This window comes from Microcoleus sp. BROC3 (genome assembly GCF_036702515.1).
Classification (GTDB): Bacteria; Cyanobacteriota; Cyanobacteriia; order Cyanobacteriales; family Microcoleaceae; genus Microcoleus.
Genome location: NZ_JAUBTQ010000111.1, coordinates 1 through 7951, shown reverse-complemented (window position 1 = coordinate 7951; position 7951 = coordinate 1). Strand labels below are relative to the sequence as shown.

Below are 7951 nucleotides of genomic sequence, written 5' to 3'. Positions count from 1 at the left end.
TTTTAAAATCCCAAAAGCCTTTCGACCCCAATTATTTGACTGCTACCCCTTGACAGGTCAAGACAGTATCTACGAGATCGAAAGTTATCCGATCGCGAATCAACCAGACACGATCAAATTAGTAATTTAAATTCTAACTAATGACGACTGCCAACTGACAACTGACAACTGACTGCAAAATATTAGTTTATACAAGCAAGAAGAGAAAATGTTTCTATTTGATAGCCCTGAATCCAAACGCAACGAAAATAGCTGGAGCCGCAAATTAGATAAATTCGTGAAAGCTAATCAACATGAATTGGCTGCTTTGGCTTGGGGGCTATTTCTGGAAAGGGGAGAGGAAAGCGAGGAGATTTTGGCAATTGATATTGTAGAAACGGCGCGTTTTGTGTATTGTAAGAAAGAGGCGGTTGAGGAGTTGAACCGTCAAGTTAAAAGTCATATTCAGGAAGTTGTAGGTGTGTTGAACGCTCACAAGCCTGAGAAGGAAGTGGCGATTTTGGCGATCGGCGAAGGTCAAATCAAGTTAATTTTGTTTGAACCTAAGCCTGAACCTCCCGTTTGTTTTGAGGAAGCCGCAACAGATGTTGATACATTGTTGGCGAGGCTGGAACAGCAGATGGTTGAATATATGAAATAGGACTTATATCAAATCCGGTGGCATGATAATTGAGATTATTTACAGTCAGGAGACGGCAGTGCCGTTTCCGTACAATTAATCCGGCGATGGTTACATCTCTGATTGAGGAAGATTGATGATTTTGGGGTAGGGAAACGGCACTGCCGTGTCCTCCGTTTCCCTATTGTCGATGGTTATACCAAATCCGGTTATCATAGAATACTAACAAATCAACGATAGTTAAACCAATGATAATTGGTCAGGTTTTTGATTTCATTGTTCATTTGTTGAAGAACACAGCATCTGGTAGCTAAAACATCTTCTAACTCATCAATACTTTCAAAATGCTCGTTAACTAAAGGTTCATCTACTAACGACCATAATCTTGACGGCACGGTTGGAGTAAGGCGAGAATATGGGGGCAGAAATTCCTTAATTATTCCTGCTGGTAACTCGACTTTTGGGCTGGTATGCCATCCGGCTCTATCTTGAACTAACAGAATAATTTTTGGCTACTCTGCACCAACTTCGGCCGCAAATGTCTTCAACACCAGGTTGAACCACCTCGTATCTACGCGAGGAATTAAATACCAATAAGTTCTTCCGGTTTTGGGTTCAACAAATCCATAAACATATAACCATTCATACCGATGCTGTACTACTGCTATCGGTCTTTCTCCTATGGGAGACCAAACTTTCCGAAGTATCGGTTTAAGTCCCACTCTATGCTCATCAAAGAACCACACCTCTATTTGAGCTTCAGGATATTGCTGTTCCAGTTCTTTGACCTTTACTGGCAACTGTTTTTTGAAATCCTCCTGGGCTTTTTCATCTCAAGAGCGATGTTTAGGTCTCGGTTTTTGCCAAGAGTATTTGCACTTTTTTAAGTAATCCCATCCTCTTTGATTGCCTACTTTTTTTCTGCCGATTTCTTTCTCCAGCCACCTCGCTACTTTGGGTCCAGTCCAGATTCCGCCATCTTCGGGTCTTGAACGCAGTGCTGTAACTAATTTTGACAATTGTTGTTCACTTAATAATGGGGTTTTTCCTCTGATATGAGTCTGAGTTTCTTTGCGCCTATTTTTGACTCCTTCTACTCCTAACTCATTATATTTTTTGACAATTTTTTTCACGTATTGATAATCTAGCCCCACCGCTATTGCGCTATTTTTCATTGTCCATCTATCATGCAACTTTCAATAATATATGCCATCTCCTTGCTTCTACTGGGTCTTGACTTGTGAGATATTTTTCTTTCAGTTCATTAGCATTGAGATGATTTGCCAAATATGCTTTTTTGGGCATCGCTTTTTATTTTTATGTGATTATAAGTAGTCTATCATAACCGGATTTGGTATTATATCCCAATACGGTTCAGTTAAGGCTCAAACCGTGGTAAATTAGGTATGGTGTCCAAAAAAAGAGAGCAAGTTAGCGTGCATCTCAAAGAATTCTCATTAGTATCTCCCAAAATCCCAAGTAAGGAGATATTCAAGGCCATAGAGATAGCAATGACCGCATGTGCCATCGAACAGGCGAGGGAGCATCCCGATTTTGTAAATTTCCCAATAAATGATATAATTTTACATTTTTTAAACCAACGGCTTCCCCAAAAACTGCTATGGAAGCAACTACTAATTTTTTCTATGATTTAAGCGCTGTCTTCAGCAAAAACCACGTACAATAAAGTAAATTGTTCTGGAGCCTTATGATGAATCCTGAAGATCGCGAACGGTTAAAAGCCTGTCATGATGAAATCGCCCAAATTTTATACCGAAACAGCCCCCCGGAGTCTTTAGAGGACTTAGAGAGCATTGAACAGCACCTTAGACAACAATGGTTAGAGGTCATGGGACCCGATATTGCTTTTTTTTTATCAAAGCAGCAACCGGGACAGAAAAAGGACGAGAAAGGACCCTAAATAGCTGTATCGGATCCCTAAAAATTACCGAAGACCAAGCGAAAAAATTAAAGGTAAAAAAATCGACAAGGCTCTCTCCATTATTGGAAAAATGCTCTTTGAGAATGGCGGCGGTTTTGTCTTTTGAAAAAGCGGCAATTGAAGTGGGAGTTCAGACGGGTATTAAGATAGGTCATTCAGCTTTACACAGGTTAGTAACCCAGAAAGAGTGGAGCGAACCAATCGCAGAATTATCAATAAAAGAAACTAGCGTTGATGGAGGTAAAGTTCGTGTTAGAGGTCAACAGGGAGAAGGGTCTCAATGGCTTGATTATAAAGCCGTCAGGCTTCATTCCAGTTTTTATGCTGCATATTTTCAAGAGAATGAAAGCTTAATTAATTTTGTAAATAATCAGCCTTTAAGTCCCCTCTTAACCTGTTTGGGAGATGGACATGATGGAATTGGGAATTTAATTAATAAATTTAATCCTCAAGGCAGACGGAGAGAAATCTTAGACTGGTTCCATTTAATGGAAAACTTGCACAAAGTAGGAGGGTCTAATAAACGACTGGAACAAGCTAGAAAATTGTTGTGGGAGGGTCAGGTAAATGAGACAATTAAGCTATTTGAATCCGCCGGTCGTCGCCAAGCTGCTAATTTTTGTAACTACCTAACTAAACATCGTCATCGAATCGTAAATTATCAACTTTTATCCGAGGAAAATATTTGTTCGATTGGGTCAGGGGCCGTTGAATCAACGGTCAAACAGATTGACTGTAGTTTAGACTAAAAAATGAGTGCAGCTAAAAGTAGTCGCCTTTTAACAGAAGGCAAGATGTTGCTCAAAAACTCAAGAGGTAGAAGATTAAACAGCTAATCTTGAAGACTTTTTGCGTCGAGAAACCCGTTTTTTAACAGTGGGATAGTATGGTGCCTTAGTACGTGCCTTTCCTTTTTCCCAGCCGGGGGATTTTCCCCTATGTTTAGGCATTTTCGCGGGAGTACCAAGGTCAACTAAAACTGACAACATTGATTGGGCAACACGTCCAGGAGTTAAATTGATATTAGCAGATTGCCAAGGTAAGATATTCTCGACTACTAAATCCCTAGCTAGCCAGAGTTGCCAACTCATCAATGGCATTAAATCGCTCCAGCGCTCAGATTGTTCGGGAGTTCTCAAGTTAGGCAATGTCCAATGTAATCTTTGCTTAGCAAATCTATACCAATGATCCACTCCAAAACGTCGTAAATACTTAAACCAAACAGTTTCTAGAGGGAGAGTTCGTTCTCCAACCCAAGCCAACCACAAGGGTGGAAACGGCTGACCGTTTGACATGGGATTCATTCTTTCGACCAGGATTAAATTGACTCTCTGTTCGGCGGCACGATAAAAATGTAAGTCAAGCCATTGCCTGACTCGAACTTGTCCCAACTGTGAATGTTCGTCAATTTCAATCACATTATCTGCTTGGAGCCATGTGGTTGGGTCGGAGAGCCTCATTTTCTGACCGTGCTTGCGTGGTCTGCCGCGACCACTATATGTTGGTGGTGCTGACCACTTTCCAGGCATTCTTTCGGACTCTCATTAAGCAATCAGCTTGAATGTCTGCTTGCGCCAGTACCCAACTTGCATTGCCATATTCTCTATCTAAAACTGCTAAGACTGGATTGATGCTCTGTTCACAAACAAGTTTGAGTTGGGAAGCTGCTTTTTCTATTGGTGAAGACCAACTACTAATTCGTTCATGTAGTAGGGGTAATGTCCAACTTCCTTGTGCTTCGGGTATCCACGCAATTGTACTGTACCCCTGTCCAATAATGACGCCCTGCTGATATTCATGGGTTCTGTCTTTTAATGTTTTAGCCTCTGGTCTCCCCCATGCCGTGTGGTCAATTGCTACTAAAACGTGTTCCGTTGCGGGTACTTGCTGTTCTAATTGCTGGAGATACAGCATCATCAGTTTTTTCCGATCCGGCCTACTGTCTTGCAATGCTTCGTAAACGCTTGGCCATTGACGATTGAATAGCGGACTGAGCGAAAATTCCGCCAAACAGGCCGCATTCCTAGTGGTCATCACTGCATCCATCAGCTCTCTTGTTGCATCCTTGGCTCGTACCAATAACTCGTATGCTGCTTGACGAAAGTCCTTTAATCGTTCACTGTTCATTTAGGGAGTGGGTAGGTTTTCTTTTTCACCCTTATTCTCTCCCGGCGCGGTGGCTTTAGTTCTTCTGAAAGCCACCGTTCTCATCTTTATTTAGTCTAAACTACAGAGATTGATAGGCAATTAAAAATTTCGGGGGCTCAATGGTCGTTAAAAAATATTAGTCAAATGCTTAAGCTGAGGTGTACTTACTAGACCTCTTGCAAAAAAAATCTATGTTATAATTAAAGGTTTTGAATTTTAGACCTGAAAGCTAACTCATAATTGTAAAGTGCTGACAACAAATTACAACGCAGACCATAACGGCGACGGCGATTCCGATAACGACTCGACAATATTTTAAAAATTTTGAGACTCCGATTAACGTGTTCAACCACAATTCGCTCCTGTGCTTGAACTCGATTGTAGTCTTTTTCTATTCGAGAAAGTTTACCATTTTTAGGTTTCTTTCTAGGGATATAACTATTGGGGTGATAATCCTTTATCCCTTGATAGCCACTGTCTTGTAAGCTATTTGTTTCGGGATGAAAATGAATTTTACTTTTTTTAAACAAGTTAAAATCGTGGCAATGCCCTGGTCCAAAAGCAGTGCAAATAATTTCTCTGGTCTCTTGATTAATTACCAATTGAGTTTTTAGAGTATGATATTTCTTCTTGCCTGAGTAATATCTCTTCTGTTTTTTTTTAGGTCGTTCAATAGCGGTTTCTGTGACATCCATCACCACGATTTCTGGATAAGCAGAGTCTTTGAGTAATGCCTTTTTCCCCGGAATACGGAACTTTCCCGTTTTCATTAAAGTTGATTCAATGTTAGTTATAATTCGGCAAATCGTTGATTCGGATACTCCCCAATTTGTCCCCATATGAAAATAGGTTCGATATTCTCGCCAATATTAATCGGCCACTAAAACTTGTTCTTCAAGAGTTAAGGCGCTTCGGCGTCCTCGTTTATCTTGAGGATTTTCTAGCCGGAATTGTTCTAAAGTGTTAACCATTTCTTTAAACGTTTGAATCTGGATACCAAATCTCCGTTTAAATTGCTCCGGTTTTAAATTTTGATAAAATCGATTGTTCATGATTGATTTATTGTGTAACTACAAAATACCTTTTTAGCATTTTATGCTGTTTTTAGCAAAATGTCCTCAAAATTAGCTATAACCTGCAATCTGCTCCACTTAAGCCAAACCCTTGATTATAGCATAAAATTATTTTGCAAGAGGTCTACTTAAATGAATTCTTATAAATTATCTAAAATTCTTTAGGTATTTTTGGTCAACTTGTTTAAGTTTATATATCTTGATAAGCGAATTTGATTAGAGTCTCGCTAATTTTTTACATCCTATAATATAGGGATAAGCTAAAATAAAAGGGGAACTGTATCATACTTTTCCCCTTTTACAAAATTGGGATGCTTCCCATATATTATTCGTTGGCTACTTACTGGGTAATCGATTTACTTCCAGAAATATATGATATTTACTGCGTTCCAAATACACATTGTTAAAGTTTTTAGTGTGATGCTATCCACCGGGTTTATGGGAAGTGCTTATAGGTCTAATTTCAAATCGCCTATTCCCTATCCTTGCCTTTTGGCTTGGTCTTTAATCAGTTTTTACCGTGTTTTTCAACGGGTTTATACTTGATTCAGCCGTTAGACCATCTAATATAACGATGGTTCAGACACATCGCAAGCTTTCGCTACACATGAACTCTTGCTCGACAGTTACCAGTTTCGGCTACCAGTAGTCTGCCTTTTATCCCCGCTTTACCCTATTAGTTGCTACCTAACAAGATAGGGGATATGCTTGGGGCCTCTTGTTCATTTCCCACCCCCTGCTTTTTATAACTTTTTCAGCAAACCCTAATTATGAACTTTCTTTAAAGACTAAATTAGAGCTCGCCTGAGACTTTCGCAAGAGGTCTAGTAATTGGGGAATCGACTGCCTGGGCTATCGCCAAAGGCATCATTCCACTGCCTAAAACAGTTAGGGTAACTACTAAAGTTTTGCCAAAAAGTGTATTTATAGTATATTGAGCCTCATATCCTAGTTGGTAACATATCACAACTTGCGTACTCACTTCCTTTTTTTATTTTTTACTGTGAGCCAGCAATTTCCAACTTTTATTTGTTGCGTTTGATGGGTAGCTTGCTACAATAAATTATTTGATGGCTGCGAAACTGAAAACTTAATTATGTTTTTAGCTGATTGTTAGGAACGTAGCGTTACAATAGCTTTACACGTCGATCGAGCACAGAAGACTTAAAGCAGAACAAGAAAATTTTAGCCCGGGAGATGCAGTTTGGTATGAGAGCAATTTGGGGTTTTTGTTTGGTTTTGGCGTTACTTTTGTGGTGCGGTGGTGCCAGTGCGGGAGTTTTGAGCGATCGCACATCGAGTTTCCCAAATTGGGAGAGCAAGCCTCCTATCGCTGTAGCTAAGGGGGATTTGGTTTATCCAGATTGGATAGCTGGCACTTGGAATGTTGCGATCACTTTGGTAGATTTAGCCTCTCCTTTAGCCCCAAATATTGTCACGCCTGGGTTTGAAGGCAACCGCCGCTATTTGCAGCAGCCAGTATTGTTTAAAGTGCGGTTTCAACCGGAAAAAAATATTGGTTTTGCTTCTAATTATACATCTAAAGATGCTACAAAGATTGTCGCAGATCGCTCTTTTAACGGTTTGAATATTGCCAAGGCTTATTTAGGCGACGGTGGCGTACTTTCGGTGAAAGTCGATCCGAAGAATCCCAACCGCCAAATTACTGTTTTGAAAGGGGAACGCCAACTAATTTCGATTGTTACCAGTCGGGGAACTGAGACGCCGAATCCTCGCGAGTTTGTGTCTACAGAGATTTCTCAGCAAGTGTTTCGGGGAGAGTATGATATTTATTTGAATGAGGTGGAGACAACAACGGCTTATCGAGTTGTTGGAGGCGGAGAAAATGGCGATTCTGCGAGTAAAAGAATTGAAGCCGATCAGGTGACAGCGATTTATTTGTCGCCGCAAGACCCGGATTATTTTGCTGCTGGAGGGCATCCTGTGGCTTTGTACCGATATCGGTTGGAGTTGGTGCCGGCATAATTAAGTTGTCATCTCGATCGACCTAGCAATCATCGGCTTGGCGATCGGCCCTCTGTCTCCTGTCATCAGCTTTCCTAATCACAGTCATCAGTTTAACTGTCGCTAGACCCCTTTACAAACCTTAACAACACAGTTAATAATAGAAACATCATCCGAACATTGACAACCAAATACAGCAATCAT

General features: G+C 40.4%; 6 protein-coding genes and 2 pseudogenes. 3 read left to right on the top strand and 5 right to left on the bottom strand.

What is annotated here, in order from left to right; all coding sequences use genetic code 11:
- Window positions 1–208 precede the first annotated feature (208 nt).
- Window positions 209–640 (top strand): beta-carboxysome assembly chaperone CcmS, encoded by a 432-nt coding sequence (gene ccmS / locus QUB30_RS32430; protein ID WP_333342256.1) that lies wholly within the window; start codon window positions 209–211, stop codon window positions 638–640.
- A 491-nt stretch (window positions 641–1131) separates the two neighbouring features.
- Here the strand turns inward: ccmS and QUB30_RS32425 are convergent, their stop codons facing one another.
- Complete coding sequence (locus QUB30_RS32425) at window positions 1132–1419, bottom strand: transposase (RefSeq protein WP_333342254.1); 288 nt, start codon at window positions 1417–1419, stop codon at window positions 1132–1134.
- Window positions 1420–1452: 33 nt separating this feature from the next.
- Window positions 1453–1794 (bottom strand): winged helix-turn-helix domain-containing protein, encoded by a 342-nt coding sequence (locus QUB30_RS32420; protein ID WP_333342252.1) that lies wholly within the window; start codon window positions 1792–1794, stop codon window positions 1453–1455.
- Between the two features lie 1126 nt (window positions 1795–2920).
- Here QUB30_RS32420 and QUB30_RS34055 point away from each other — a divergent pair.
- Window positions 2921–3295, top strand: a pseudogene (locus QUB30_RS34055) (ISKra4 family transposase); the annotation flags it as partial.
- 90 nt (window positions 3296–3385) lie between these two features.
- Here the strand turns inward: QUB30_RS34055 and QUB30_RS32410 are convergent.
- From QUB30_RS32410 to QUB30_RS32400, 3 genes and pseudogenes are all read right to left on the bottom strand, one after another.
- On the bottom strand, window positions 3386–4090 hold the full coding sequence (locus QUB30_RS32410; protein WP_333342249.1) for a hypothetical protein: 705 nt from the start codon (window positions 4088–4090) through the stop codon (window positions 3386–3388).
- Complete coding sequence (locus tag QUB30_RS32405; protein WP_333342247.1) at window positions 4056–4688, bottom strand: hypothetical protein; 633 nt, start codon at window positions 4686–4688, stop codon at window positions 4056–4058. Before QUB30_RS32405 ends, QUB30_RS32410 begins: the two co-directional genes overlap by 35 nt.
- A gap of 221 nt (window positions 4689–4909) precedes the next feature.
- A pseudogene (locus tag QUB30_RS32400) lies at window positions 4910–5761 on the bottom strand (IS5 family transposase).
- 1230 nt (window positions 5762–6991) lie between these two features.
- Between QUB30_RS32400 and QUB30_RS32395 the strand changes: the two are divergent.
- Window positions 6992–7768 carry a DUF6816 family protein gene (locus QUB30_RS32395; RefSeq protein WP_333342245.1) on the top strand — a complete coding sequence of 259 codons (777 nt, stop codon included), beginning with the start codon at window positions 6992–6994 and terminating at the stop codon, window positions 7766–7768.
- Window positions 7769–7951: the final 183 nt, after the last annotated feature.

Bases quoted from the DNA above. Each gene is read 5' to 3' on its own strand.
- QUB30_RS32420 (WP_333342252.1), bottom strand. From the start codon at position 1,794: ATGAAAAATAGCGCAATAGCGGTGGGGCTAGATTATCAATACGTGAAA.
- QUB30_RS32395 (WP_333342245.1), top strand. From the start codon at position 6,992: ATGAGAGCAATTTGGGGTTTTTGTTTGGTTTTGGCGTTACTTTTGTGG.
- QUB30_RS32410 (WP_333342249.1), bottom strand. From the start codon at position 4,090: ATGCCTGGAAAGTGGTCAGCACCACCAACATATAGTGGTCGCGGCAGA.
- QUB30_RS32405 (WP_333342247.1), bottom strand. From the start codon at position 4,688: ATGAACAGTGAACGATTAAAGGACTTTCGTCAAGCAGCATACGAGTTA.
- ccmS (WP_333342256.1), top strand. From the start codon at position 209: ATGTTTCTATTTGATAGCCCTGAATCCAAACGCAACGAAAATAGCTGG.